Origin of the sequence: Marinoscillum luteum (genome assembly GCF_044005705.1) — a bacterium.
In the GTDB taxonomy this organism is placed as follows: Bacteria; Bacteroidota; Bacteroidia; order Cytophagales; family Cyclobacteriaceae; genus Marinoscillum; species Marinoscillum luteum.
Genome location: NZ_JBIPKE010000016.1, coordinates 226379 through 251817, shown reverse-complemented (window position 1 = coordinate 251817; position 25439 = coordinate 226379). Strand labels below are relative to the sequence as shown.

Genomic DNA, 25439 nt, shown 5'->3' with positions numbered 1-25439 from the left:
TGCATTAAAGATGGATGGTGAAGTTGTGATCTGATACCTTATATACCTCAATCTAGTTGATTGGCCACTTACCCTTCATTTTCTTTGCTTGCCCAAAGAAAACGAAGCAAAAGAAAAGGCACCAACGCAAAAAATCATTTTAACTCATCGTGTTTCAGCCTTTTTTTGGAATTTTATTGGAGTCAAAATGATTCACACTTGCCTTGGATGCCCCACCCTCCTGAGCGTTCCTACTTTTCGAAATTCACAGTCCATTAATTGGGCTTTACAAAATATAACTATATAGAGTTACCACACACCAATATTGCTTGATCCGAGATTGTATTAAAAGTGGATAGTGATCCGTAATCTGGCACCTCATGTGACTCAATCCAACTGATTGGCTACCTATCTTCATTTCTTTGCTTGCCCTAGGCGGCGTGGACAAAGAAAGCATTTAGTGATACTACAGAAGGGCACCAACTTAGCCGGTCGCACGCAAAAAATCATTTTGACTAATCGTGCTAGGGTTTTTAGGAATTGTTAGAGTCAAAATGATTCACGCTTATCCCAGGCGGGCAAGACTTGGATGCCCCGCCCTCATTTGCGTCACTATGTTCTGAATCCGGAGTGAATTAATTCTTCCTTACAAAATATAACTATATAGTGTTACCCCACACGAATATTGCTTGATCCATTAAAACCGTGGTTCAGAAGGTCGCCGGCCAAGGGTTGGCCCCGTCGAGTCCGGGCTTCCACCCTTTGCAAAAGCAGTTACATTTATTTGTAGCTGCTTTTTTTGTTCTGCTTGACCGGCTCTTCTAATATGGCTCTGATTGAGTGGTCACTTGCCTGTACTTTGGTGTTGGTCGCCATTTCTCCCCTCTTGAGAGGGGCTGGGGGTGTATTTCTCTCTATCTAAAATATAATTTTCTATGGTCCTCAACACATTATTAATATCATGCATCACCTCTACATCTGCAAACCTCATCACAGTCAACCCCACTTCTTCCAAAGCCTTTTGCTTAATCTCATCCTTTTCTACCACTTCTTCAAAATTGTGGGTGTAGCCATCCAGCTCAATCACCAGCTCCAGTTCGTAGCAATAGAAATCTGCAATGTATTCCAGCAGTGGCTTCTGTCTATGAAAGTCATAGCCCATCACCTGCTTGCCCTTCAGGTATTGCCAAAGCCTGATCTCACTTTTGGTACTGTTGTTTCGTAGTTGGCGGGCAAGCTCTTTGAGCTTCGGATGATAGGGGATGATTTTTCTTCGCATGGTGGTGATTCTAAATTTATAAAAAACACACCCCTTAATCCCCTCTCAAGAGGGAAACTTTCTCTTAAATCGCCTCTGATTGAGTGGTCGCTTGCCTGTACTTTGGTGTTGGTCCCCATTTCTCCCCTCTTGAGAGGGGCCGGGGGTGTATTTCCCTCTATCTAAAATATAATTTTCTATGGTCCTCAACACATTATTAATATCATGCATCACCTCTACATCTGCAAACCTCATCACAGTCAACTCGACTTCTTCCAGAGCCTTTTGCTTAATCTCATCCTTTTCCACCGCTTCTTCAAAATAGTGGGTGTAGCCATCCAGCTCAATCACCAGCTCCAGTTCGTAGCAATAGAAATCTGCAATGTATTCCAGCAGTGGCTTCTGTCTATGAAAGTCATAGCCCATCATCTGCTTACCCTTCAGGTATTGCCAAAGCCTGATCTCACTTTTGGTACTGTTGTTTCGTAATTGGCGGGCAAGCTCTTTGAGCTTGGGATGATAGGGGATGATTTTTCTTCGCATGGTGGTGATTCTAAATTTATAAAAAACACACCCCTTAATCCCCTCTCAAGAGGGGAAACTTTCTCTTAATAGCTTCTAATTGTGTGATCATTTTCAAGCTGAATTAACCAATCATTAAAAAGTCGCCTGGGAGTCAGCCCATGTTTTTTACTCCTCACTTTGTAGGATCTTTTACCCTTCCCACCAAAAAACCTCCCTCCATTTGATTTTTGACCCGTCGACAGTACCTTGTCGATATGTTGAAAGACCTGATTCAGAACGTGTCCGACCTTTCCTTTCCGGTGGTTCACATCATCATTGGCCTGGTGGCCGGAGTGATCATCAACTGGGTGGTCGCCATCAGCCTTACAATTACCGTAAAAAAGGCCAAATCCAACGACCTGCTCATTTTCAGAAAGTGGTGCAAAACGGCATTCAACACACTCGTGCCTGTAGCCTCCATTTTCATTGTCCTGAACTATGCCGAGGATACTGACACCAGCCGAATCCTGATTAAAACCTTTCTGATTCTGCTCATCATCGCTTCCGTCCACTTCCTGATCCGGGTACTTTACGCCATGGAAGACATCTTCCTCGATCGGTACGATATTGACAAAGAAGACAACCGCAAAGAGCGTAAGATTCTCACTCAGATCAATTTTCTCAAGAAGGTTTTCATAGTGGTCATTGTTCTTATTGGTTTTGCCCTGATCCTCCTGAGCTTTGAAGAAGGTCGTAAATACGGTCAGACCCTCCTCACTACTGCCGGTGTAGCCAGTGTTATCCTTGGGTTTGCAGCACAAAAGTCTATCTCTAATTTTCTGGCGGGAATCCAAATTGCTTTTACTCAGCCCATCAAGATGGATGATGCCGTGGTGGTAGAGGGTGAATGGGGATGGGTAGAAGAGATCAACCTCACCTATGTGGTGGTGCGAATCTGGGACTGGCGCCGGCTCATTCTGCCCATCACTTATTTTGTGGAGAAGCCCTTCCAAAACTGGACAAGAAACAAAGGAGAGATCATAGGATCGGTCATTCTCCATTTGGACTATCGCACCCCAGTAGAAAAACTTCGCAGCAAACTGGAAGAAATTCTGGAAACGGAACCCAACTGGGACGGTCAGGTGAAATCTCTCCAAATCACGGATACCAAAGAATATACCATGACGGTGAGAGCACTCATGTCAGCTAAAAATTCGCCTATGGCCTGGGATCTTCGGTGCAGCGTACGCGAAAAACTCATCGCCTTCCTGCAAAAGGAACACCCGGAAAGTCTTCCTGTCCAGAGACTGGATATTCACGCTACGGAAAAAAGATAAATTCGATTCCCTTCCATTTTATTTTTAGCTTTAGTAAGCTCAATGCCCTCTGAAATGGAAACATGCATCAACTGTAACCAGGAATCTGACGGAAACTACTGCCCCAATTGCGGGCAAAAGCTCCACCTGAAGAAACTCACCATCAGGTATATTTCTTCTGAGTTCACAGACCGCTGGCTCGGACTCGACACCAAGTTTACCCGATCAGCCTGGGGTCTGTTTTTGCACCCCGAGCAGGTGATCACGGCCTACCTCAACAGAAACAATGTGCGATACATCGGGCCCCTCGGGTATTACATAGTGATGACCGCCCTGATGCTCATTGCTTTCGAACTATTGGGTCTGGAAGTTGCAGATTTCATCAAATCGACCAACGAAAACCTGGGGCTGCCTCAAGGCTCCGGCAGTGAGCGACAGCTCGCCTTACAGGAGAACATCTCCGGGTGGATCTCCAGAAATTTTCGATTCGCCTCAGCATTTCTCATCCCGTTTTTGACCGTGGGGGTTCAGTGGCTATACCGAAAGAAAAGGAGCTTCCTGGAAAATCTGGTACTGATCACTTACCTCCAGACCCATACCATTTGGTTTCTTATCGTGGGCCTTTTGGCCTTCAAGTGGACTGGCTTTTGGGTTAGTCAGTATATGACCTTGGTCTCACTTATCTATTTTTGCTGGGCCCTTGGCCGCTTCGATGACGGGAAAATTACTTTCCGAAAGTTCTTCAAGGCATTGCTTACCTGGATCGTGAGTTACCTCCTCTTTATTTTCACCATTTTGCTGGTGGCTATTTTGATCGTCGTATTAGTGGGGGAGATTTAAAAAAATAATCGGTTAAATCTTGCCTATTTCTAACCCATGGCATGGATATTTCGTATTTTTACCTAAATTTCCATGTTCTGAAAAAGCTCGCTTCCATATCACTAACCGTTTTCTGTATGCTTTTGGCAGATTATGCCAGCGCAAGCACTAATGAAGAAGCGAGTAAAACCAAAAAATCCACTGAGGCTACATCCACAAACAATGCCGCCGAAAAGTCGGAGGAAACAACCTCAGCATCCGAGAGCACCAACACTGGTGGGGGGATGTACCTCAATCAAAATCAGGACTCAACCAATCTCAACTCCGTTTGCAAATTCAATTTCATCTTTTACTTTATTTATAAACTAAAGTACGACGAGGAGCCTCCTGGCAATGAATACCTGAATTACGAATTTTAAATTAACTGGTCTGAATAAAGGCCTCGAGTTCTTTTAAAGTAATCCTTCCCTCATAAAACGCCTTCCCGAAAATCACCCCGTAGATTCCCATATCCCGGAGTTTTTTCATATCATCAATATTTCGTACCCCACCACTCGCAAAAATGCATAGCTCCGGAAATTTGGAAGTCAGGTGCGCATACACCTCGAATGAGGGCCCTTCCAAAGCACCATCTTTAGAAATATCGGTGGTCTTAAGGTATTTCAATCCTCGATCATAAAAGTACTCTATGTGGGTATCCAGAGAAATTTGGGTTTCCTCCTGCCAGCCACCTATCCTGATCAATCCATTGAGCGCATCTGCACTCAGGGAGATTTTTTCGCGACCGTAGGACATGATCCAGTTTGCAAATAGTTCCTTATTGTTGGCGGCTATGGTGGCTGCGGCTATGCTCTCCGCACCAAATTCGAAGGCTTTGATGATGTCGCCATCTGTATGAAGCCCTCCGGCAAAGTTTACCTTGAGGTCTGTATGGCCCGAAATCAGCTCCAACGTGGGGTAGTTCACCGGTGAGCCCTTCTTAGCACCTTCCAGGTCTATCAGGTGAATCCGGTCTATCCCATGATCTGCAAACTGCTCTGCTACATCGAGGGGACTTACATCATAAACTTTTTCATTGGTGTAATCACCTTGGGTGAGGCGGGTTGTCCTGCCTTTGATCACAGAGATAGAAGGTACCAGTAGCATATACCAGATGGGGGTTTTGGGTCTAAAAAAGGGTGACTGATGCCGGAGCTCAGCTCACAAATATACAAGATGACCGCTAATTCAAATGCACCATTTTGAATCCTTCCCCATGCACAGTCAGCAACTTGAGCGAATCCTCCTCTTTGAGGTATTTTCGGAGTTTTGTAATGTAAACATCCATGCTCCGGGCATTGAAGTAGGAGTCATCCTTCCAGATTCTTTTGAGAGCCACCGTGCGTGTGACTGTCTGATTCAGATTTTCCAAAAACAGCTTCATGAGCTCATTTTCCTTGGTGGTAAGTTTCACCGCACCAGACGGCAGATGCAGCATGTTGCTCGCATACTGATACCTGAGTGCCCCCACGGTAACCTCCTCCGGCAGCTCCCGGTCTGCATTGCTTTTGAGCGTGCGATGCAGCACAGCCTTTATCCTCATGAGCAACACCTCCATGCTGAATGGCTTGGTAATGTAATCATCCGCACCTATCTTAAAACCTTCCAGAATATCCTCTTTCATGGATTTGGCCGTCAGGAAAATGATGGGAATCTCCGGATCGATCTCCTTGATTTCACCGGCTAGTTGGAATCCATCCTTTTTAGGCATCATCAGGTCCAAAATGCAAAGGTCAAAGCTCCCCGGTTTGAAAATAGCTGTGCCTTCCTCTCCATCCCGGCAAAGGGTGGTTTTAAACCCTTTCAGGTTGAGGTATTCGCTGAGAATCTGACCCAGGTTTTCATCGTCTTCTGCTAAGAGTATTTTAGGTGTTTCCATGTTCGTTTGGTAAGGTGATGGTAAACTTACTGCCCTTCCCGGGCTCACTCTCTACAGAGATGGTGCCGTTATGAAGTTCCACCATATTTTTCACATAAGCCAGGCCAAGGCCAAAACCTTTGACATTGTGAATATTGCCGGTAGGCACCCGATAGAACTTCTGAAATATATGAGTGGTAGCTTCTTTGGTCATGCCTATCCCCCTGTCTTGCACAGCTACAGAGATGTCCCCCGCCTTATTGTACAGGCGAATCATGATTTCTGGTGCTGAGTCCGAATACTTGTTGGCATTGTCCAGCAGGTTCACGAGTATGTTGGTGAGGTGTGTTTTATCACCAAAAACGAGCTTATTGTCGGCATTATCAATCACTTTGATCTGCCCGGACCTGGCTTCTACCTGCAGGGCTGTTTTCTCCACGGCCCGCTCTACCAACTCCAGGAGGTTAAGTGACTCACTTTTGAGCTCGATATCGTTCCTGTCGAGTGCGGCCATCTGGAGCACACGCTCCACCTGCTCACCCAGCCGCTTATTCTCATCGCTGATCATGGCCAGATACCTGTCTTGCATGCCCTTCATCTGATTAATTTCCTTGTCACTAAGGGCTTCACAGGCCAATGAGATCGTGGCGATAGGCGTTTTCAGCTCATGGGTCATGTTATTGATGAAATCATTTTTCATTTCGGAGAGCTTCTTCTGCTGGAGAATGGTGCGTATGGAGTAGCCAAATGAACCCACGATGACCAGGATCAAAAATCCGGAACTTGCCATGGTCAGCCAGATCTTACGTAGCAGAAACTGTTGCTTTTCCGGAAAGTCCACCACCAGCCAGTTTTGTTCCCCTATCAGGTCGTTGGGGAAAAGGCTTGCTTTGAGCTCGCTCTTTTCCAAGGCCCTTTTGGAAGCCCGGCTGTCCACCAGCAGGAATCGCTCGCTCATAGGAGAAACGATGGCATAGTCAAAGCTAATGTCGATTCCCCGCTCCGCAAATTCGCTGGACAGCAGTGAATCCAATTGTTGAGGGTTAAACCTGGCCATAACAGACCGATCCGGAACCAGCATATTCTCCAGCACCTGAAAAACCATCTCAGATTTTCTCGTGGCCCGCTCCAGTCGCTCCTCCAGCAGCAGACGCTCGGCATCCTTCATTTCCTTACTATGCTGCCATGTCTGATGCCCCGGAGCACGTGGCTCTGGCGCTCCCCGCAGCTGCTGCTCGCCCCCTGAGCCCACCTGAAAGTCAAAAATTATGTCAAATCCCATGGCATCGTTTCGCAGGGTATCTTTGATCACTACCACATCGGTGTTCTGAGGTGCAGCGCGAAACTGATAACTCTGGGTGCCTCCATAGGTCCTGGAAAAATAAACCGACTGGTTAAAGGCATATAATGCCTCCTGCTTTTCCAGTTTTTCGGAGACCGTATGCAGGGCCTCTATCACATCCTTTTTGAAGCGCTCCTCGTTGGCCCGGATCACGGAGTCTATCCAGTACCACTGAAAGCCAATGAGCCCAAGCAGTGCCAGACTCATTAAAGTAACTACCCACCGTAACGTCGATCGCTTCATGCCTCAAATTTACGCTAAATGTGCCCGTACAGTTCGCTATTAACTATTTTTAACATTGATTAACCCCCTTTTAACAGTCGCGCATTGGACCGCATCGTACATTAGCCCAGGATCAAACACACAAAGAATTCCATGATGAAACCAATCTTTACAAAACCAATGCTGGGATTTCTGCTGATGGTATTGCTCGGGCTCTACTCTTCGGCACAGGAAAAAAATGACCAGGTGACAGTGAAAATTACCAAAGATATTGACGGTGATACACAGACGTTTGAAAAAACGTATGCCTCTGAGGAGGAAATGAAAGCTGATGCTCTGCTTAAGGAATTTATGGGAAAGGATGACCAAATGCGGGTTTGGTTTTCTGAAGATGCCAAAGGGCCCAAAATCATTGAACTGGAAGAAATGGGTGATGACCCCCACCGCTTCTTCTTTAAGTTTGGAGATGAGGACATGGCCCAAAACTTTCATTTTTTCGAGCCTGGGGACTCCGCCATGTCCTTTGACATTGAAATGGAACGCTTAGGAGATGAGTTCAGGAGTATGGAAAAGACCATTCGCAGACACTTCGAGTCGGAAGATGGGCATCGCTCCATGGCGTTTAGTTTCGGGGATGATGACGATGAGTTTGACTGGCATTTCTCGGATTCACTTTCATCCGAAATTCGCGAAAAGATGGATCGGGCAAGAACTGAAAGCAGGCGCGGGCACAGAGATTTTGAAGTCCGTGTATTGAAGAAAGTAGCGATCAGCGATGATGTGGAAGCCTTCGGTAAAAAAGGAGCGGTGAAAACCAGTGACCAATTGGACCTGAACGACCTGCGCTATTTCCCCAACCCCGCTCCTGACGGTAGATTTCATTTGAAATTTGATACGCCACAGCCCGGTGAACTTTCCATCAAAATTTACAACACCAATGGCAAGGAAGTATTCAACCGGTATTTTGAAAAGTACGGAGGGCGCTATTCTGAGATGATTGACCTCTCGCAGCAAAGCGAGGGCATCTACCTTCTGGAAATTAGCATGGATGGCAAACGACTAACCCGAAAAATTGCGATCGACTAAAGAAAAGCCCACTCCATGGTGGTTTCTGATCTCCAGATCGGGATCTTCCTTCAGATATTTGCGAAGCCTGGATATAAAGACATCCAGGCTTCTTCCTTTGAAGTAATCGTTCTCACCCCATATTTCCACCAGGATGGTTTCACGCTTCACTAGCTGATTTCTATGCTGAAGAAGCAGTTTGAGTAAATCTGCCTCCATTTGGGTGAGTTGAGCGGTGGACTGTGGACCAATCACCAGCAGGTTGAGTTCGTCAAACTGCAGTGCGCCGAGGGCACCTTTCTTTTCTGAAACACCAGAAGTGGTCACGGATCTTCTCAGGAATACCCTGATCCGCTGCGTAAGTTCAGCAATGGAGAACGGCTTGGTGATATAGTCATCGCCTCCGATCTCAAACCCCTTCAGACGGTCCTGCTCCATCGATCGGGCGGTGAGAAATAAGATAGGCACCAGATCGTTCACTTTCCTGATTTCACTGGCCAGTGAGAACCCATCCATCTTGGGCATCATTACATCTATCAGGCACAGATCCACCGCTTGATTGCGAAAATGTCTGAGGGCCTCCTGACCATTGCCTGCTGCCACTACGGTAAACCCCTCTGTGACTAAATGATCTTCAATCACAAAAGAGAGATTGGGGTCATCCTCGGCTAACAATATTCTGGGTTCACTCATGATGCTTTTGGAAAGGTGAGGGTGAAGGTGGTCAGATCCAGACTGCTGACTACAGTAATTTTTCCATGCATGGACCTGGCGCCCTGACGCACAAAATAAAGCCCCAGTCCAAAACCTTTTACATCATGCAGGTCGCCCTGATGGATTCTGTAAAACTTTCTGAAAATTTTGGTTCGTTCCTTTCGGGGAATTTCCCGTCCATCGTTGCTCACCTTCACCTCCAGGAGGCCAGCCTCCTTGCTGGCAGTAAGCCTGATCAGGGATTCGCCATATTTAGCAGCATTGTCCAGCAAATTGAAAACAATGGTCTCGAAAATGGCTGGATCCCCCGAGATCGTGCATTCATCTGTCAGGTTGATTTTTTCATTCCATTGAATCCCTGGCAGAGCACGAAAGGGCTCCACCACACGGTCCAGCACCGCTTTCACCCTTATGGGTACCACCGCTTTCGTCTTGTCATAGTCCAGAACTGAGGTTTCCAGAAGCTGATGTACATGCTTGTCCAGCCTACCCAACTCAGACCGCATGATGCGTGCATACTTCTTTTGCCGCTCACCGCTCGCTTCATTTTCCAGCACCTCGGCAGAAACCTGAAGTGTAGCTAATGGGGTTTTGAACTCATGGGTCATGTTATTAATGAAATCACGCTGGATTTCACTCAACCGCTTTTGTTTTAGAATGACAAACAGTGCGTAGGTGAAAAATATCAGAATCAGCAAAGTAAGCAAAGAAGTCAGCTGCCAAATACCCAGGCTGCTTACAATACCGGCTGTTTTCCCCGGAAAATAGATGCCAAAATAATATTCATCATTGACCAGCTTCGGGAGCTTTCCAGTAGGCTTGGTTTTACCGTTTTGATCCAGCATGGAGACAAAATCTCCATACACCATGCGATCCGTCTGACAATCGTACACTCCATACTCATAGTCCTGGGCTATCCCTCTTTTTTGCAACTCTGCCTTTAGCAAATAGTCCAGTGAAGAGAGGTCAATCTTATAATTAGTACGAGCAATGAAGTAGTTATTGGAAAGTTGATCAATGGGATCGCTAGACGGGATATCGTTGCCGTTCAGCTCACAGAGCGACTCCACCACATTGCGAAGCGCCATTTGTACCGATCTGTTGAACTGTTCCTCCTGTTTATTAATAGCCTCACTTACCCAATACACCTGCACCACCAATATGGCCACCATAGACAGAGTGCCTAAAACCACTAAAAATCGGATCGGGGTGTTCTTCATCACCCTAAAATAACGGGATTCAACTGGCTTTAGGAAATCCTTAACAACTCATTAACAATCATTAGGAATCCATTAACAGCATCTTAAGCCGAGACCACAGACTTTTGATCAAATCAAAAAAAGTAAAAATCATGAGAAAATTTACGTTAACCATTTTGCTGGGAATCGCAGTAGCTGCGGTTGCCTCAGTAAGTCCGCTTACCTGGAAATCAACTTCACTGGATCTGGGGTCCGTGAAAGTCGGCACGTCACAGGCCATTGCCTTTGAGTTTACCAATGAGTCTGATAGTCCCGTGTATATACAGGAAGCCAAGGGTTCATGCGGATGCACCAAAGTGGAATTTCCAAAAGAAGCCATTGCGCCCGGGGCCACGGCATCTATCACAGCCTCCTTTCAGTCCTCCAAGGTTGGGGTGTTCAAGAAGAACATCAAAATCAAAACCTCATCCTCTGAGGCGTACACCTATTTGTACTTTTCAGGAGAGGTGGTACTGTAAGGCCAAATAATTAAAAACCGGGCAGCCACCCGGTTTTTTTATATCAGTTCTTATTCTATTTTTGCCCTCACGGTTCTACCCGGGAAGTTAGCTCAGTTGGTTTAGAGCATCGCCTTGACAGGGCGGGGGTCGCTGGTTCGAATCCAGTACTTCCCACTTTTTCTCCTCAGTTCAGTTGATAATTGAAGGCCTTTCTATCCACTTCTCCATCTGCCAGCATGGCCAACTGTCGGTCTATCTTTTTTTCCAGCTCAACCAACATATGCAATTTGGAAGCGTCTCCATATAACCCCATGATGTTGGCATAGGTGGCCACAGCTCCATAAGAAGCAATTTTGAAATGCATAATATGCTGTAGGCTGATAATAATCGCCGCGTCCTTCACCTCTGGAGTAGCACATCGCTCCAAAATTTCGAGAGTCTGATCCTCCATGAGACGCACAGCGGCATTTTTTTCACCTCGCTTTTGCATAAACAGGTCGTTGAATACCTGCTTGAGTACCCAGTGGTTGTCATCTGTGGTCCGCTGATATTTGGTAATCAGCTTCACGAGCAAATGATTGGTCGCCAGTAGTCGCATCTTCTCCAGAAAAGGGACAAGTTGTATCTCTGCATCGTAAAGCTCTCGGAGTTGCTCTACCATCAGGTCGTTGAGGTCTAGTATCTTCTTCATGATTTCCTTATTTGATAAGGTGAAGGTAGACCCGTGTGCCCGGCAAAAATATGACGGATGTTAGCTCAGGAAATGATTAAGCTTCAAAGTGATACAGCAAAATCATGGTGGCTGTATAGGCCGGTTTTGGATTGCCTTCTATTTCCATTCTTGCTCCTACTTCGGCTTTGGTGATCCCACGCAAGTTGGTCAGGCTCTCTAAATGTGCTTTCAAAATCAACTTGCTCCCTACGGGTACCGGCTGATTAAACTTCAGGTTGTTCAGGCCATAGTTCACCATCATTTTTAAATTCTTGGCCGTAAGAATCTGTGCCCACATGTGAGGTACCAGAGACAGGGTAAGGTAACCATGCGCAATGGTCTGCCCGAAAGGACCTGCCTTTGCTCTTTCTTCATCCACATGGATCCACTGATGATCTAGTGTAGCATCGGCAAATTTATTGATCTGCTCCTGAGTGATCTCCAGCGCCTCTGACTGGCCTAAATCCTTGCCAATGTATTCTGTGAACTCCTCGTAACTTCCAATTTCTATCGCCATATTAAAAAAAGTAGATGATTTCGACGGGTGAAGTTAATAATCTTGGGATTATGTAAAAAATAAGCAGACAAAACATGTGAATTTCGGTTACGTTATAAACATAAAGCGCTTGTACATACTCATCCAATATTTTGGGTTATTGTGCAAGAGCCACTAGATTTATTGATCATCAACCTTTCCCCCTAAAATTATGAAAATCAAGAACATACTCGTCCCTATAGATTTCTCAGAATGTTCCAAAAACGCATTGAAAATTGCCATCGGTCTGGCTAAAGATTTCGGGGCCAAAATACACATGGTCAATGCGGTGCATGTACATCATCCACATCCGGATTTTATTGGAGGGTCTCTGATGGACTCTATTATGGCTGATTATGAAAATCAGGTAAAAGAGAGTTTTGAAGAGTTGGAATCTGAGATCATAGAGCTCAACGACGTGCCCCACGAAGCTGATCGCTTCATTTCTTATCTCACTGATGCCATTTATTCAGAATCTGAGCGAAAAAACATTGACCTGATCGTAATGGGTACCAGGGCGCATCATGATAAAATAGAACACCTCATTGGCACCAGGGCCACAGACATCATCGAATCGTCCAAAGTTCCGGTCATTGTCATCCCTGAGAATGTAAAAACGTTCAAGCTGAAGAAAATTGGTTTTGCCTCCGACCTCTCAGAGGTGAAAAACTTTGAAAAACTAAAGCTCATCGGTACACTCGCCCGTCACTTTGATGCCAGCGTACTGATTTTCTCCATAGTGGAAGACCCGGAAAAACTCACCGCCATGGATCAAAAACTGATGCGTGAAATTTCCGAGCGATTTAAAGATGTCAACTGCTCTGCGCGCACCGTACAGGCAGATTCTATCAAAGAGGGGATTGTTAAATTCGCGGCATTCCATGAGCTGGATTTGTTAGCCATGATCCCCCGGCACAGGTCATTCTTTGAGCGGATTTTCCGAAGTTCTGTGACCAAAAACATTGCCATTGATGCGGACATACCCTTGCTTAGCTTTCACGAATAGCCTTTATGAGTTATGAGTTCAGGGATTTTGATGAGTCCCACTTTATCAAGCTGCATCAGACATTTATAGGAGCCTTTTCAGAATACTTTGTGACATTTCAGCCTCCTCTGGAGCAGTTTAGAAATCGCATTTTCAATAAACTTCACCTTTCTCCTGAGCTAAGCCTGATGGCCTGGCATGAGGATGAGGTGGTAGGCTTCATGCTGCACACGGTCAATGACTACCAGGGAAAAGTAACCGCCTACAATGGGGGTACTGGGGTTATTCCCTCGCATCAAAGAAGCCAGATTGCCACACGGCTCTATGAAATACTTCTTGGTCGCATGAGGGATCAGGGCACCATCTCCAGAGTACTGCTGGAGGTGGTGGAACAAAACACAAAAGCCACACAGTTTTATGAATCATTGGGATTTCAATTCACCCGGGTTCTCAGATGTTTTAGCCTGAAGGGAGAACTTCCGGACCCAGATCCGCACATAAAAGTGAAAAAATCTGATCAGTTCAAATCTGTCTATCAGGAGCACCTTAGTTTTCAGCCCTCCTTTCTCGATAGTACCAATCAGCTTCCTCATAACCTGGCCAATGAAATCAGCCTAGAAGCCTGGGTGAGTGAAACCCTGGCAGGCCATCTCATCTTTCAACCTCAAAATGGGCGAATAAGTCAGGTCGCGGTGCATGAAGATTTTCGCCAACGGGGTGTGGCATCCGCGCTTATGAAAAACGCGCTGCTGCTCTCCAGTGACCCAAACCTCACCGTGATGAATATCCCTGAGGATGAACACCCCACTATAGAAGCACTGAAAGCCATGGGTTTTCACAATGAATTGAACCAATTTGAATTGGAATTGATAATTTAGGGCATGCTGATAAGTGAGGTTGCTTCCATTCTCTCCGCCGAATTCATTAACCCATCCCACGACTTTGAGGTGGATACACTTGTATATGACTCACGAAAAGCGTCCAACAGCACCCGCGAGCTATTCATTGCACTGCCGGGCACCCATCACAATGGGCATGACTATATCCCCTCACTCTACCAGCTAGGCATCAGAAGCTTTCTTATCTCCAAACGGATCAACCCCGGGGACTATCCGGAAGCCGCTTTTCTGTTGGTCAGTGACACATTAGTGGCACTCCAAAACCTGGCCACCTATCACAGGAAACAGTTTGACCTCCCCGTGGTGGGGATCACAGGGAGTAATGGCAAAACAATCGTGAAAGAATGGCTCGCAACCATACTGGAACAACAGTGGAATGTGGTCAAAAGCCCAAAAAGCTACAATTCACAGCTTGGAGTACCCATGTCCGTATGGAACCTGGAAAAGACCCACCAGGTAGCGGTATTTGAAGCCGGAGTATCCAGGACAGGAGAAATGGAAGCCCTGGAAAGAATCATTCAACCCACGCTGGGGATTTTCACCAACATCGGGAATGCCCATGCCTCCGGGTTTGAAAGCCCGGAAGCCAAAATTGCAGAGAAGGCTTTGCTTTTTGCCCACTGTGAAAAACTTATCTGCCGGCTGGACCATACCTCCATCGTAAGGCAGCTTGGAAATCTGAAAGCGACGCTGATCACCTGGGGAATCAGCCAGCCCGAAGCCAGTATCAACATCGTTCCCTCGGGATCGTATTTCAATTTCCATTACCAGGGACAGCAGTCGACTTTCAGCATCCCTTTTAGCAACCCATTCGATCTGGAAAACATTTTCCATACCATCACTGCGGCATTGGTCCTTGGCGAATCCAACACTCACATTCAACAAGCGGTCAACAAGCTGAAGCCCGTGCCTATGCGACTGGAGCTGAAGCGGGGCAATAACAACACTCACATACTGGACGACAGTTACAACAATGATTTTATGGGCCTGAGTATCGCACTGGACTACCTCCGCCAGCAACCTCAGAAGCAACGTAAAACTGTCATCCTTTCGGACATGCTGCAGTCTGGCAAAGACCCCAAGGTGCTCTATAGTGGCATCAATGCCCTTTTGGAAAAGCACAGCATCGATCACCTGATAGGCATAGGCCCAGACATAGTGCAAAACCAGGCGGCCTTCTCCATGCCGTTCGAGGGGTACCTCAGTACCCATGATTTTCTCAGGAGTGCTCCTGCCTTCACCAATGAAACCATTCTGGTGAAGGGTGCCCGCGATTTTGAACTGGAGCGGGTGGTTCATTTTCTGGAAGAAAAGAATCATGGCACTATCCTGGAGGTAAACTATGAGGCCATTACTCATAACCTAAAAGTGTACCGCCAGCAGCTGAAACCTCAAGTGAAACTGATGGTGATGGTGAAAGCTTTTGCCTATGGGGTGGGTGTGGAGGAAATCGCACACCTGCTACAATATCACAAGGTGGATTATCTGGGGGTGGCCTACCTGGATGAGGCGGTGACATTAAGGCGCAAAGGCATCACACTTCCCATCATGATCATGAATGTGGATTGGAGCAGCTTTGACCTTCTGGAAACTTTTCATCTGGAACCCGAAATCTATAGCCTTTCCATGCTCCGTTATTTTCTGGAGGTGACGGACAACCCGCCACCCGTCCACCTGAAGATAGAAACCGGAATGAACCGTCTGGGCTTCCGGTCAGAGGATCTGGATGCCCTGATGACCATACTCCATCAAAATCCACAACTGAAAGTATCGGGCATTTTCACACACTTCTCCAGCTCCGATGCTGCGGATGAAGACGATTTTACACGAAAACAGGCAGCCACGTTTAATCAAGCCTATGAAAAACTGGCTGAGGCCCTGGGCTACTCCCCTATCAAACATGCCCTCAACTCCGCGGGCATTATGCGCTGGCCTGCATTTCAGTTTGACATGGTCCGGCTGGGCATCGGCCTTTATGGGTTTGACAGCTCAGGCACTACCAATCAGTTAAAGTCAATCAGTACACTTAAAACCAAAATCTCGCAGATCAAGCCCGTCAAAGAAGGTGATAGCATCGGCTATTCCCGAATGGGCAGAGCCGATCGCGAGGGAAGCATCGCTATCATAGCCATCGGCTATGCGGATGGTTACAGTCGGTTATTCGGCAATGGCAATGCCTACGTGATGGTAAACGGGCAAAAAGCGCCGACTATTGGCAATATCTGCATGGACATGACCATGATAGATGTGACCGGTCTGGACGCCAGGGAGGGCGATGAGGTGATCATCTTTGGAGCGCAACCTAACATCCGGGAACTGGCCCAATGGGCACAGACCATCCCCTATGAAATCTTGACCAATGTCAGTCAGCGGGTGAAAAGGGTGTTCGTGAGTGAGTGAGTGAGGTTTTTAAGGCCTAAGTGCCAGGCTTTATTGGAGAATCATTTTCCAATTCAGTCTACTGCCTCCCTTGGCCATTTCCAGGCTAACCAAACAATTAAAATGGTGATTAAACTTTCCAAAAAGGCAAGAAAGGCGTAAAAGCTGTACCACGGGGTTAATGAATTAGCTCCTATTAATAGCATCATGAGTGTAAATAAGATTCCGAAAAAAACATTCAGAAACCTATTCACTCTCGGGTTGAGTAGAATAGACAATGCAACCATAAGAGAAGGAATTGCCAGGATGATTGAGGCAATTAACAATTTGGACGGGCTATCTAATACGTTGACTCCAGTTATGAGGCTATCCACTTTTTCTGGCACATATAGTTCAAAATAGTCACCATATAAGTAGCAAAACACTACTGAGGTCCACAGTGCTGAAAGTTTTATTTTGATGTTTACTCTTGGGTTGTCTAACATTCTATTTTAGTATGAATTCCTTCATGTAGATGTTGAAATTCGGAAAAGGGTTGCTTAGGGTAAAGTAGTGAAGTGCTAATAGAATGCAACAATCAAAACTCAGAATCCTCTCTCATCGAAACAACCCCCACCGCACGATTGCAATTCAATCCCTCAATTCTTCCATTTCTGCAAGTGCTAAATCCAGTTTCTTTATAATTCGTCCGTAAACAATTTTTACATCTCTCCTATGAATCTGCTTACTAAAAAGGCTCATCAAGAGGGCCATAATGATAACGACAATAGTGGTATAGGTATGAAGGCCAAAGAAAACATTGTTTGAGTTTTCTGCAACCATTTGCCGCTTGTCGGCAAATACATCAGAGAACCAAATCCCAAAGTAGAAAGCAAGGATGAAGAGGGGGTATACTACTTTGTACATTTTTCCATAGCGTTCGATGTTGTTCGAAATCCAATTTTTAAAGGATTTCAAAAAAGCGTAACTGCTTTGCCCCTTATCTATCCTTTCTAAGGCCTTCAGCTCGTGATAGGCTGTATAGGCCACGTATGACATCATGATAAACACCAGACTGCCAGCCAGCAAGGCTCCTACAAAATAGGAACCGATCAGCAGCAATAAAGAGCCTATAATGATTCCCCAAATGTTCATCAGGAACATCCTTTCGAATTTTTCGATAATGTGCATTGACTTCCTATTGTAGATGTCATTCACTCTGGGGGCTATTAATGCTCCGTTTTGTAAAAAACCTTCTTTCCACATGGCTTCAATTGATCTTTCCATCTAATAATTTTTTTAGCCGTTCTTTGATTCGTTTAACGCGAACCCCAATGTTATTGGGGTTGGTACCAATGATCTCTGCGATTTCCTGATAGGACTTTTCCTCCAGATAGAGCAAGATCACCCCCCTGTCCACTTCAGATAGCTGCCGGATGGCACTATATAGCTGTTCCAGAGCATCCTCTGTAAAAGCCCGGGGTTCATCGGATACTTCTGATGGCAAATAGCCTGAATCTAAATGTTGACGATTGTTTTTCTGCTTCTTCAGCAATGTCATACTTACATTCAGCGATAGTCTATAGACCCATGTAGACCATTCGGATTGCCCACGAAAGTTGTTTCTGCTTTTCCAGATTTGCAGGCACACCTCCTGGTAGTAATCTTCGAAATCTTCTTGTGTATTGGTATAGGCCCGGCAGATCTTGATGATCATGGCGGCATAAGGCAAAATCGATGAGGTGTAAAAGTCGTTGCTCACTCTGCTGATTTGGTGGCTAATGTACGATGTATTAAATCACCCTACCTGAAGCCATCGCTCGGGAATCCAGGGTACGCCCTATGATCAGGCCGATTACCATCCCTATGGAAATACCGGATGAAATCCCCAGAGATCGCTCTAAATCCGAAAAAAAGACTACTCCAAAGACAATTCCAAATGATGCTCCTAACCCCATGCCCAGACGAGTGTAGTATCCTTTGGTTGTCAGCGAAAAAGTATCTTTCAAAAATTGCTCAAACTGCCTGAATACTTTATTCCAATGTCTATTAGAGTGCGTGGTGGTTGAGTTCAGGTCAAAGGCATCAAGCGCCTCCTCGATGGATTGAACTTCGTCATCTGACATGTCTCTGTCTTTCAAACGGGTTAAAACTTGGATGAACTTCTGGTAAATCCTGACTTCAGATTTTTTCGTCGCTTCAGATTCCAGATTTCTGAAATGGTTAAGTGCGTCCTTTAACAGCATAATTTTAATCTTTTCTTGTTTAGTGGCTGAAGTCTAAGATTATTACACCCTGTTGGAATATTTTTTTAATTCATACACTCTAGAGGGCCTACTAACAGGATATAGGAGTAAGCTATAATGAATTCAAGGACCAGAGTCATGTCCAAGGATTATACTTGAGGAGCAGCTAGGTAAGCTCACCCCCCACAGCCAAGATTCTTTCTGAAAGCTTCGCGAGGTACCTCCTCTTTGTCCACCTCCTTGTGCTCCGAATTTTCCTCTTCCTGCTGAGCCTTCTTCTTCAGCTCCTCAAGTCGTTTTTTAGCTTTCTCTTCCTTTTCCTTATCCATATGCTTTTTAAAACCCACCATTGTATGATCCGGTTTCCTCCTTCACGGAATTTAAAGCAAAATCTTCACATCTTTGCGGCATGAAGCGAGACATAACAGACCTCAGAATCGGTGTTTTGGGTGGCGGCCAGCTGGGCCGAATGATGCTCCAGTCAGCCACAGATTTCAACCTGGAGATCCATATGATCGACCCTGACCCCAGCGCTCCTTGTGCCAAAATCGCCCATAGCTTCGTGCAGGGTGACCTGCAGGATTATGATGCCGTGATGGCGTTTGGGAAACAAATGGACCTCATCACCATCGAAATAGAGGCCGTGAATACAGACGCTCTCAAGGCGCTGCAAGCTCAGGGCAAAAAAGTTTTTCCTCAGCCCGAAATCATCGAACTGATTCAGGACAAGCGCAAACAAAAAACCTTTTATAAAGCCAACAGGATTCCCACGGCAGATTTCATCCTGACAGAAAACAAAGCAGATGTGGCTCAGCACAGAGACTTCCTTCCGGCAGTGAATAAACTGGGCAAAGGCGGTTATGACGGCCGTGGGGTACAAGTACTCCGAAGCGAAAAGGACCTTGACAAAGCTTTCGAAGTGCCCTCACTACTGGAGAAGCTTATTGACTTCAAAAAGGAGCTGAGTGTGATCGTGGCCCGCAGTGCGTCAGGTGAGGTAAAGTGCTTTCCTTTGGTGGAGTTGGTTTTTCACCCACAAGCCAACCTGGTGGAGTTCTTATTCGCCCCGGCAGAAGTGTCCGCAGCCATAGAAGCAGAAGCTCAGCAGCTGGCCGAAGACGTGATCACCAAACTAGACATGGTAGGGCTGCTAGCGGTGGAGATGTTTCTCACCCAAGACGATCAGCTCCTGGTGAATGAGATCGCTCCACGTACGCACAACAGCGGGCACCATACCATTGAAGCGAACATCACCTCACAGTTTGAGCAACACCTCAGAGCTATTCTGGACCTCCCCCTGGGTGCCACAGACCTGATCAAACCTGCGGCCATGGTGAATGTACTGGGTGAAAATGACTACACCGGTGCTGCACGCTACGAGGGTTTGCATGAACTGATGGCTCTGCCGGGTGTGCACCTGCACCTGTACGGAAAAAAGATCACCAAGCCCTTCCGCAAAATGGGACACATTACCATCACAGACGAAAACACCATAACTTTAAAGGAGAAAGTCCTTCAGGTAAAAGAAATTTTAAAAGTAAAAGCATGAGCAATCCACAGGTAGGCATCATCATGGGCAGTCAGTCAGACCTTCCGGTCATGTCTGAGGCCGCAGAAATATTGGAAGAACTGGGTATCGAGGTAGAAGTGACCATTGTCTCGGCACATCGTACGCCACACCGCATGCTGGAGTATGCCGAAAATGCCGCCGCCCGTGGACTGAAAGTGATCGTGGCTGGCGCCGGAGGCGCCGCACATCTGCCTGGCATGGTGGCATCGCTTACCACCCTGCCGGTAATAGGTGTACCGGTAAAATCCAGGAATTCCATAGATGGCTGGGACTCGGTACTCTCCATCCTGCAAATGCCTGGCGGCATTCCGGTAGCCACCGTAGCACTGGATGGCGCCAAAAACGCTGGTATCCTGGCCGCAGAAATCATTGGAGCTTTTGTCCCCGAGGTATCTAAAAAACTCGCAGACTACAAGCGCTCACTCAAAGAGAAAGTGCTCGAATCTGCCCAGACCCTGGAAACCAGAGGCTGGAAATCAAATAAGATCGGATTCTAAAGGCCTGCTTAGTGCTCGCTCTCTACCAACTCCGGCTTCTTAGGGAAGATCAGGGACAGTACGATGGAAGCAAACAGTAAGAAGATAATTACTCCAAAGGACAGGAAGATAGGAATGGTGATATGCTCCACCCCGAAAATCGTACCCAGGGCATCTTGCAAAATCTCCATCTCCAGCATCATTTTGGCTCCTATGAAGATCAAAACGACCGAGAGGCCTTTTTGAAGTAGATAGAACTTGTCCAGTACGTTGGCCAGAAGGAAAAACATCGCCCTCAGCCCCATTACTGCAAAGATGTTGGAAGTATAGATCACAAATTCATTTTGCGAAATCGCAAATGCCGCAGGTATAGAGTCCACCGCGAAAATCAAATCCGTAGACTCAATAAGGATGATCACCAAAAACAATGGTGTGAAAAGCCTTTTCCCATTTTCTTTGACCCAGAACTTTCCATCCGCAGTGTTGGTAGTGAATGGAAATATTTTCTTGGCCCATTTCATTACGGGGTTTTTCTCAGGTTCTATTTCCATATCCCCTTCTTCGCTGAAGATCTTCACCCCTGAGTAGATCAGGAATGCTCCAAAGATGTAAAGTATCCAGTGGAACTGTGCGATGAGGAATGCCCCCACGAATATGAAAATCGCCCGAAATACAATGGCTCCCAGTATCCCCCAAAAAAGGATATTGTGATAATATTCTTCCTTTACATTGAAATACCGGAGAATGAGCAATATCACGAAGATATTGTCAATAGAAAGGGCTTTTTCGGTAACGTACGCCGAGAAAAACTCAAACGAGGCTGTAGGGCCTTCACCGTAGAAGTAGATCACCATGCCATAACACACCGAAACGGCCACCCAGAATAAACTCTGTAGCAGGGCTTCACGTTGTGTTACTTTTTGATGTGCCTTGTGGAAAAATCCCAAATCCACCAAGAGGAACAAGATGATTATGACGCCAAACACTCCAAAGAGCAGGCCTTCATTTTCACCAGAAAATAAGGTTAACAGCATAAGTCACGATATAATATTTTAGGGCGCCCCAAAGCTGGATTTTGGTTTCACAAAGTAAGTAAATATTGCGCAATAAGGCACAATCTCGTTAACAAAGTATCGTTGTCCTCGTTTTTTAGTTAACTTATATAAAATACTCGTTCAATGAAGCCTCTGTAGGTATGATAATAGACATTGTCCTTTGTATACTTCTATATTGTGTATTGCTGGTTTTCATTTTTTGGAAAAACAATCACAACAAAAACAACGATTCGGATGGAGACGATGAGGGTGGCCTGCCAGTAAGTCTCCCGCCTGATATAGATTTGCCTCCGGGAATCTGTCTGCCTGATGACCTACCTAAAAAAAGTATTCCTGAGACCGAAGAAGTTTTTGCATGAACAACCCTTTCAACGACCTGAAGAAATTAAACCCTATCAAATACAGCCCTATCTCTTTCAGCCGAAAAAGACCCAAAACAGGACTGGCTCCAGGTAGTCTCATTTACACAGGAAAGGTACACACCGATCATGTGAATATCCACGTGATCGACTACACCGATGAGCGGATTGATGAAGTAGACATAGAGGACGTCAACGACCTCCAGCAGTACAACAAGCCCAACTCCGTCACCTGGATCAACATACAGGGCCTGCACGATGTAGACATTATTTCCAAAATTGGAGAAATGATGGGACTGCACCCATTAACCCTCGAAGACATCCTGGACACTAACCAGCGACCCAAAGTGGAGGAGTTTGACGAACACCTTTACATCTCTCTGAAAATGATCAACCACCTGGATAACCTCAATAAGATTGACATTGAGCAGGTGAGTCTGGTCATCCACGAAAATTTTGTAATCTGCTTCCAGGAAAAACCCGGTGATGTATTCAATGACATCCGAAGCAGGCTTAAAAACGGAAAGGGCCGCGCCAGAAAGCGTGGAGCTGATTACCTGGCCTATATGCTGTTGGACATCATCATTGACTACTACTATGAAACCCTGGATCAGGTTTGGGCCAGAATAGAGGTATTGGAAAATTTCGTGGTGCGTAGACCTCAGCGCATTCAACTAAAGGATATTCAGCTGCTCAGAAAAGACCTCATCCAACTCCGCAGGTTTATGTATCCGGTGCGCGATGTGGTGCATGCATTATCCAGCAGGAGCTCTTCCTACTTCTCAGACAACACGTTGATGTTCATCCGTGATACTTATGACCATGCCGTGCAGGTGGTAGAAAACCTGGACACCTATCGTGAAATCCTCACCAGTGTAATGGACCTTTATCTTTCTCAGCTCAGCATCAAAATGAACGAGGTAATGAAGGTACTGACCATCATTGCCACCATTTTTATTCCGCTCACCTTCATCGCAGGGATATACGGGATGAACTTTGAGCACATGCCAGAGCTGGGCTGGGCCATCAGCTACCCTGTGGGCTTCTATAGCCTGATAGGTGTGGTCACGCTTGTGATGATCGTCTACATGAAGAGCAGGCGCTGGCTCTAGTTTTGAAGGAGTTGAAGGTCTATAAAATTCTTGTAGGCTCCCTTTTCGGTGAGCAGCTCCGCATGTGTACCTGATTCGATGACCTGCCCATTTTCTAAAACATAGATCTTATCTACTTCACGAATGGTGGCCAGTCGGTGCGCAATGATGATGGTGGTTCGGTCCTTCATCAGGGTATCAAGGGCCTGCTGCACCAGATGCTCAGACTCAGAGTCCAACGAACTGGTTGCCTCATCCAATACAAGGATCGAAGGGTTTTTCAGTACGGCCCGGGCTATGGCAATCCGCTGGCGCTGCCCACCAGACAGCTTGACACCACGCTCTCCTACCAGGGTATCAAAACCCTCCGGAAAAGACTGGGTAAACTCCAGGGCATTCGCCTGACGAGCAGCCTCGGTGATTTCCTGATGGGTGGCCTCAGGTTTACCATATCGGATATTCTCCCCTATGGTGCCCCCAAAAAGAATCACCTCCTGAGGTACGATCCCTATGTGTGCCCGCAGAGCAGTTAAATCTATTTCGTTGATATTTTTACCTGCTATAGAAATGGCTCCCGCAGAAACCCCGTAAAAACGCATGAGTAGCTGCACCATGGTGGACTTACCCGCTCCGCTGTGCCCTACCAGGGCAATTTTCTCCCCTGCTTTGATCTTCAGGTTGATTCCCTTGAGCACCGGTAGCTCATGGCGAGTAGGGTAGCTGAAAGCCACTTCGCTAAATTGGATATCTCCATGCAAATCCACTTCGCTTTTCGGCTGGGATAAGTCCTGCTCCGGATCTTCATTTTGTATTTCCAAAATACGCTCTGAAGCACCCACGGCCTTCTGCACCTGGCCAAACAAATCCCCAATCCCGGCAATGGAAGCACCTATGAATGTGGTGTAGAGCACAAAAGAAAGCAAATCACCCACTGACATATCGCCGGATTGTACCAAGGTGGCACCATACCACATCACCGCCACGATGCCCCCGAAGATCATAAATATGATAAAGGAGATAAACGCAGCTCTGTACCTGGCTACCCGCAAGGCAGTTTTTACTACCCCACCCATAGATTTTCGGTATCTCAGTATTTCAAAAAGCTCTGAAGTAAATGATTTCACCGAACTGATACTTTGGATGGTTTCATCCACGATCACATTGGCTTCTGCCAGCTGATCCTGTGTTTTTTTAGAAAGTTTTCGGATGAATTTTCCAAATACAAAAGCCAGCACCACGATGACTGGGAAAGTAGCCAGCATAAAAATACTGAGCGCTGGAGTGGTGTAAAAAATCAGTCCGATTCCGGCAATCAAAATAATGGTCTGCCTGATGAGTTCGGCCAGGGTGACCGAGAAAGTATTTTGTAACAATGACACATCATTGGAAATCCTACTCACCAACTCTCCTGCCCGGTTCTGATCAAAAAAAGCCATGGGAAGGGTCATCATCCGCTGATACAAGTCCGTGCGAATGTTGGCCATGGCATTTTCCGTCACGATGGCAAACAGGAAAACCCGGAAAAAGGAAACAATGCTTTGAAAGAGCAATACCCCCAACAACAGCAAAGCTGCGGTACCAATATTCTGAATAAACCACTCCTGCTTCCCGGACGCAATATCAATGAGCTTCCCGGCCACAAATGGAAATACCATGAAAAGACTACTGGAAATCACCAGCAGCACCAGCCCCGTAATAAATGGCACCTTGAAGGGCCACATGTAGCTAAATATTCCGCTTAGGTTTTTCAGGCCCTCGCGGTTTAGCTTTTTCCTCTCTTCCTTGCTCATTCGGTTATTTTTCCTGAGATGGTATACTGGATAGTGTCTTTGAGAATCATTTTTTGAAACCCTCTGATCTGATAGGCGCTCAGTTGTCCGTTTTCAAATGTAAGCTCGAGGTTTCTCCTGTGCTGATAGATGGATTTGTCTTCATAGTAGTTGCTCACAATCCGCTCTACCTGCCCGTTGGCCTTGAACACCTCAAAGACTTTCACCGGGGCATCTATGTCGTCCTCCAGCTTGTATTGAATATAGTCAGCATTCGCAGCTGTACCATAGGCACCCACGTAATATGATTTATTCAAATTGAAATCTCTGATGATCACAAACTCCGACTCCCACTCGGCACTGCCAGGCTGTAGTTCCAGAGTTTCCTTCTGATCATCCATGGCTACTTCCTTGCTGAGTAACACCTTTTTTTCAGAAAGCAGCGCCACCTGCCGATCCAATAGGGAGTCCAGATCAAAATAAACCTTTAGTGTCACCGTAGACTGGCGATTTTCACCACAGCCCAATGCCAGGATGAATACTAGTACCGGAAGGAGGAAGTTTCTCAT

28 protein-coding genes and 1 tRNA gene are annotated in these 25439 nt (G+C 46.2%); 12 read left to right on the top strand and 17 right to left on the bottom strand.

Annotated features, from left to right (window positions below; genetic code table 11):
• Positions 1–823: 823 nt before the first annotated feature.
• Both ACHKAR_RS11050 and ACHKAR_RS11045 read right to left on the bottom strand, forming a co-directional pair.
• Positions 824–1258, bottom strand: coding sequence for an endonuclease domain-containing protein (locus ACHKAR_RS11050; protein ID WP_395417467.1), 435 nt, complete (start codon positions 1256–1258; stop codon positions 824–826).
• Positions 1259–1303: 45 nt separating this feature from the next.
• On the bottom strand, positions 1304–1780 hold the full coding sequence (locus tag ACHKAR_RS11045) for an endonuclease domain-containing protein (protein WP_395417466.1): 477 nt from the start codon (positions 1778–1780) through the stop codon (positions 1304–1306).
• Between the two features lie 236 nt (positions 1781–2016).
• On the opposite strand from ACHKAR_RS11045, the gene ACHKAR_RS11040 reads away from it, so the two are divergent.
• From ACHKAR_RS11040 to ACHKAR_RS11030, 3 genes are all read left to right on the top strand, one after another.
• On the top strand, positions 2017–3078 hold the full coding sequence (locus ACHKAR_RS11040; RefSeq protein WP_159582627.1) for a mechanosensitive ion channel family protein: 1062 nt from the start codon (positions 2017–2019) through the stop codon (positions 3076–3078).
• A gap of 54 nt (positions 3079–3132) precedes the next feature.
• Positions 3133–3897 carry a DUF3667 domain-containing protein gene (locus ACHKAR_RS11035; RefSeq protein WP_159582626.1) on the top strand — a complete coding sequence of 255 codons (765 nt, stop codon included), beginning with the start codon at positions 3133–3135 and terminating at the stop codon, positions 3895–3897.
• Positions 3898–4013: 116 nt separating this feature from the next.
• Positions 4014–4295 carry a hypothetical protein gene (locus tag ACHKAR_RS11030; RefSeq protein ID WP_159582625.1) on the top strand — a complete coding sequence of 94 codons (282 nt, stop codon included), beginning with the start codon at positions 4014–4016 and terminating at the stop codon, positions 4293–4295.
• 1 nt (position 4296) lies between these two features.
• Here the strand turns inward: ACHKAR_RS11030 and ACHKAR_RS11025 are convergent, their stop codons facing one another.
• The 3 genes from ACHKAR_RS11025 to ACHKAR_RS11015 form a co-directional block, all read right to left on the bottom strand.
• On the bottom strand, positions 4297–5022 hold the full coding sequence (locus ACHKAR_RS11025) for a 1-(5-phosphoribosyl)-5-[(5-phosphoribosylamino)methylideneamino]imidazole-4-carboxamide isomerase (protein WP_159582624.1): 726 nt from the start codon (positions 5020–5022) through the stop codon (positions 4297–4299).
• A 76-nt stretch (positions 5023–5098) separates the two neighbouring features.
• A complete protein-coding gene (locus ACHKAR_RS11020) occupies positions 5099–5794 on the bottom strand; it encodes a response regulator transcription factor (protein ID WP_395417465.1) in 696 nt (231 codons plus the stop codon).
• On the bottom strand, positions 5781–7358 hold the full coding sequence (locus ACHKAR_RS11015) for a sensor histidine kinase (protein ID WP_395417464.1): 1578 nt from the start codon (positions 7356–7358) through the stop codon (positions 5781–5783). The genes ACHKAR_RS11020 and ACHKAR_RS11015 overlap by 14 nt, the downstream gene beginning before the upstream one ends.
• Positions 7359–7490: 132 nt before the next feature.
• On the opposite strand from ACHKAR_RS11015, the gene ACHKAR_RS11010 reads away from it, so the two are divergent.
• Entirely contained in the window at positions 7491–8423 is a 933-nt protein-coding gene (locus ACHKAR_RS11010; RefSeq protein WP_395417463.1) for a T9SS type A sorting domain-containing protein, read from the top strand.
• On the opposite strand, the gene ACHKAR_RS11005 is transcribed toward ACHKAR_RS11010, so the two are convergent.
• Together ACHKAR_RS11005 and ACHKAR_RS11000 are read right to left on the bottom strand one after the other, a co-directional pair.
• Positions 8397–9095: a response regulator transcription factor gene (locus ACHKAR_RS11005; protein ID WP_395417462.1), complete on the bottom strand. Its 699-nt coding sequence runs from the start codon at positions 9093–9095 to the stop codon at positions 8397–8399. The two genes, ACHKAR_RS11010 and ACHKAR_RS11005, sit on opposite strands and share 27 nt — an antisense overlap.
• Positions 9092–10336, bottom strand: a complete 1245-nt coding sequence (locus ACHKAR_RS11000) for a sensor histidine kinase (protein WP_395417461.1) — start codon at positions 10334–10336, stop codon at positions 9092–9094. The genes ACHKAR_RS11005 and ACHKAR_RS11000 overlap by 4 nt, the downstream gene beginning before the upstream one ends.
• Positions 10337–10467: 131 nt before the next feature.
• Here ACHKAR_RS11000 and ACHKAR_RS10995 point away from each other — a divergent pair, with 131 nt between their 5' ends.
• Both ACHKAR_RS10995 and ACHKAR_RS10990 read left to right on the top strand, forming a co-directional pair.
• Entirely contained in the window at positions 10468–10833 is a 366-nt protein-coding gene (locus tag ACHKAR_RS10995) for a DUF1573 domain-containing protein (RefSeq protein ID WP_395417460.1), read from the top strand.
• 81 nt (positions 10834–10914) lie between these two features.
• Positions 10915–10989, top strand: a tRNA-Val gene (locus ACHKAR_RS10990).
• A 10-nt stretch (positions 10990–10999) separates the two neighbouring features.
• On the opposite strand, the gene ACHKAR_RS10985 is transcribed toward ACHKAR_RS10990, so the two are convergent.
• Together ACHKAR_RS10985 and ACHKAR_RS10980 are read right to left on the bottom strand one after the other, a co-directional pair.
• Complete coding sequence (locus ACHKAR_RS10985) at positions 11000–11506, bottom strand: YciE/YciF ferroxidase family protein (protein ID WP_159582617.1); 507 nt, start codon at positions 11504–11506, stop codon at positions 11000–11002.
• 76 nt (positions 11507–11582) lie between these two features.
• A complete protein-coding gene (locus ACHKAR_RS10980) occupies positions 11583–12044 on the bottom strand; it encodes a MaoC family dehydratase (RefSeq protein WP_159582616.1) in 462 nt (153 codons plus the stop codon).
• Positions 12045–12234: 190 nt separating this feature from the next.
• Here ACHKAR_RS10980 and ACHKAR_RS10975 point away from each other — a divergent pair, with 190 nt between their 5' ends.
• Genes ACHKAR_RS10975 through ACHKAR_RS10965 form a run of 3 tightly spaced genes read left to right on the top strand, consistent with a single transcriptional unit; the run spans position 12235 to position 16346 of the window.
• Entirely contained in the window at positions 12235–13068 is an 834-nt protein-coding gene (locus ACHKAR_RS10975; protein ID WP_159582615.1) for a universal stress protein, read from the top strand.
• Between the two features lie 5 nt (positions 13069–13073).
• Positions 13074–13925 (top strand): GNAT family N-acetyltransferase, encoded by an 852-nt coding sequence (locus ACHKAR_RS10970; protein WP_395417459.1) that lies wholly within the window; start codon positions 13074–13076, stop codon positions 13923–13925.
• Positions 13926–13928: 3 nt separating this feature from the next.
• Positions 13929–16346, top strand: a complete 2418-nt coding sequence (locus ACHKAR_RS10965) for a bifunctional UDP-N-acetylmuramoyl-tripeptide:D-alanyl-D-alanine ligase/alanine racemase (RefSeq protein ID WP_395417458.1) — start codon at positions 13929–13931, stop codon at positions 16344–16346.
• 53 nt (positions 16347–16399) lie between these two features.
• On the opposite strand, the gene ACHKAR_RS10960 is transcribed toward ACHKAR_RS10965, so the two are convergent.
• The 5 genes from ACHKAR_RS10960 to ACHKAR_RS10940 form a co-directional block, all read right to left on the bottom strand.
• On the bottom strand, positions 16400–16810 hold the full coding sequence (locus ACHKAR_RS10960; RefSeq protein ID WP_395417457.1) for a DUF6326 family protein: 411 nt from the start codon (positions 16808–16810) through the stop codon (positions 16400–16402).
• Positions 16811–16955: 145 nt separating this feature from the next.
• Positions 16956–17591: a hypothetical protein gene (locus ACHKAR_RS10955; RefSeq protein WP_159582611.1), complete on the bottom strand. Its 636-nt coding sequence runs from the start codon at positions 17589–17591 to the stop codon at positions 16956–16958.
• Positions 17575–18066 carry an RNA polymerase sigma factor gene (locus tag ACHKAR_RS10950; RefSeq protein ID WP_159582610.1) on the bottom strand — a complete coding sequence of 164 codons (492 nt, stop codon included), beginning with the start codon at positions 18064–18066 and terminating at the stop codon, positions 17575–17577. The genes ACHKAR_RS10955 and ACHKAR_RS10950 overlap by 17 nt, the downstream gene beginning before the upstream one ends.
• A 31-nt stretch (positions 18067–18097) precedes the next feature.
• Positions 18098–18445, bottom strand: coding sequence for a hypothetical protein (locus ACHKAR_RS10945; protein WP_395417456.1), 348 nt, complete (start codon positions 18443–18445; stop codon positions 18098–18100).
• A 281-nt stretch (positions 18446–18726) separates the two neighbouring features.
• Positions 18727–18879 (bottom strand): hypothetical protein, encoded by a 153-nt coding sequence (locus ACHKAR_RS10940; protein WP_159582608.1) that lies wholly within the window; start codon positions 18877–18879, stop codon positions 18727–18729.
• 80 nt (positions 18880–18959) lie between these two features.
• On the opposite strand from ACHKAR_RS10940, the gene ACHKAR_RS10935 reads away from it, so the two are divergent.
• Both ACHKAR_RS10935 and purE read left to right on the top strand, forming a co-directional pair.
• A complete protein-coding gene (locus tag ACHKAR_RS10935; RefSeq protein WP_395417455.1) occupies positions 18960–20099 on the top strand; it encodes a 5-(carboxyamino)imidazole ribonucleotide synthase in 1140 nt (379 codons plus the stop codon).
• A complete protein-coding gene (gene purE, locus ACHKAR_RS10930) occupies positions 20096–20617 on the top strand; it encodes a 5-(carboxyamino)imidazole ribonucleotide mutase (protein WP_395417454.1) in 522 nt (173 codons plus the stop codon). The genes ACHKAR_RS10935 and purE overlap by 4 nt, the downstream gene beginning before the upstream one ends.
• Positions 20618–20625: 8 nt before the next feature.
• On the opposite strand, the gene ACHKAR_RS10925 is transcribed toward purE, so the two are convergent.
• On the bottom strand, positions 20626–21630 hold the full coding sequence (locus tag ACHKAR_RS10925) for a TerC/Alx family metal homeostasis membrane protein (protein ID WP_159582605.1): 1005 nt from the start codon (positions 21628–21630) through the stop codon (positions 20626–20628).
• Positions 21631–22006: 376 nt separating this feature from the next.
• Between ACHKAR_RS10925 and corA the strand changes: the two genes are divergently transcribed.
• Positions 22007–23122, top strand: coding sequence for a magnesium/cobalt transporter CorA (corA, locus tag ACHKAR_RS10920; protein ID WP_395417453.1), 1116 nt, complete (start codon positions 22007–22009; stop codon positions 23120–23122).
• On the opposite strand, the gene ACHKAR_RS10915 is transcribed toward corA, so the two are convergent.
• Together ACHKAR_RS10915 and ACHKAR_RS10910 are read right to left on the bottom strand one after the other, a co-directional pair.
• Positions 23119–24891 carry an ABC transporter ATP-binding protein gene (locus tag ACHKAR_RS10915; RefSeq protein ID WP_395417452.1) on the bottom strand — a complete coding sequence of 591 codons (1773 nt, stop codon included), beginning with the start codon at positions 24889–24891 and terminating at the stop codon, positions 23119–23121. The two genes, corA and ACHKAR_RS10915, sit on opposite strands and share 4 nt — an antisense overlap.
• Positions 24888–25439 carry a hypothetical protein gene (locus ACHKAR_RS10910; protein WP_159582602.1) on the bottom strand — a complete coding sequence of 184 codons (552 nt, stop codon included), beginning with the start codon at positions 25437–25439 and terminating at the stop codon, positions 24888–24890. Before ACHKAR_RS10910 ends, ACHKAR_RS10915 begins: the two co-directional genes overlap by 4 nt.